The 546-nt window shown below is 49.8% G+C and carries 1 protein-coding gene; it reads right to left on the bottom strand.

Annotated elements, in window-relative coordinates:
* A partial coding sequence (locus tag I6E40_RS10675; protein ID WP_235387254.1) for a hypothetical protein occupies positions 1 to 358 on the bottom strand: 358 nt, incomplete at its 3' end.
* Between the last annotated feature and the right edge of the window lie 188 nt (positions 359 to 546).

Here is a 546-nt window from a genome sequence, read left to right as displayed (position 1 = left end):
TCACTTCCTTCACCTGACTCGGGCGTACGTAGAAATCTGCCGTGCGTCCGGCTTTTTTCTTTGATACGTCTTGCGAACGAGCGGTTTCTTGTGAACGAGGGGCTTTTTGGGGCTGAGCGACAGACTGTGCTGCCTGCGGTTCTTGTGTTTCTTGCGGCTCTTGTGTTTCCAGTGCTTCTTGTACTTTCTGCACATGCGACGCCGGAGGGGTAGCGAAGAAGTCGGGGTTCTGCCACTCGGATGCTTTTCTCATCGGGAGGGGACCTTTCGTCATCAACACGCAGAGTTCCCCGAGATTTGCGAAGATGTCCTTGATCAGTCTTTTCGCCAAAAGGACTTTCAAATTCTTTGTCGTCATATATATTTTTTTGAGTTTGTTACGGAACTGAAGGGGTCGGAGTAGTATGTGGAAATCGTCAGCGGAAAGCGTTCGGAAACCGTCCGAGAAACCGTTCGGAAAAGGTAATACCTCGCCCTGTCTTGACCGAAGCGTCAAGATGAATCCTTTGGAGTAACAAGCCTATTGGAACGGAGATTCATACTACC

This window comes from Prevotellamassilia timonensis (genome assembly GCF_021531665.1).
Lineage (GTDB): Bacteria > Bacteroidota > Bacteroidia > Bacteroidales > Bacteroidaceae > Alloprevotella.
The sequence above is the reverse complement of the archived record's forward strand: the minus strand, read 5'-3'. Positions and strand labels throughout refer to the sequence as shown.